Below are 668 nucleotides of genomic sequence, written 5' to 3'. Positions count from 1 at the left end.
CGGCAGCAGACCGCGAGGATAGGCGCATCTCCTCCCCTCTGATAATCTGCCGTGGCCACGGTAGCCAACTATCCCGTTTTCATTTGGAGTTTTCATGTCACTGACCAAGAGTAAAACCTCGGCCAAGCGAAAAAAAGCCGAGCCGCGCCACGAGAGTCCGGCCCTTGCCTATTTTCATCGCCAGTGGCAGGCCATCGAAAAGCTGCAGGCCAAGCTGGCCAAACAGGAGCAAGAGGGGGCGGATATCTATCAGCGCTTTGTCAGCGACATTGAGCCTCTGGAGCGTGAGCAGTGTGGGCTGATTTTTCAGCTTTGCCAGCGGCTGGCCGGTTTCACCGCCCGCAAAAGTTTTACCCAGTGGCAGCGCGAGATGCTCCATGGCTGGATTGATGAATTGATGGGGTATCTTGAATCCAACCCGTTTCGGGGGGAGCTGGATCTGGAGTCACTCTATATGGCGGTGCAAGCGGGCAGCGTCAGCCAGCTCGATGATGATCAGCTCGAGGCGAGCTGCGATTTTATCACTGACATGCTGCAAGAGGCGTTTGGCGAGAGCCCCGATGATATCGAGCTGCTGCGCGAGATGGTCAGAAATCCCGAGAAGCTGCGCGACTATATGCAAGCCCAGGCCCAAAAACAGGGCGGTGATGAGCATGAGTGGGACGACG

At 56.7% G+C, this 668-nt stretch carries 1 pseudogene; it reads left to right on the top strand.

What is annotated here, in order from left to right:
• Nucleotides 1-94 precede the first annotated feature (94 nt).
• A pseudogene (locus OKC40_RS22780) lies at nucleotides 95-668 on the top strand (J domain-containing protein); the annotation flags it as partial.

This window comes from Aeromonas sp. QDB11 (assembly GCF_027705265.1).
GTDB classification, from domain to species: Bacteria; Pseudomonadota; Gammaproteobacteria; order Enterobacterales; family Aeromonadaceae; genus Aeromonas; species Aeromonas allosaccharophila.
This window is presented reverse-complemented; position numbering and strand designations above follow the sequence as displayed.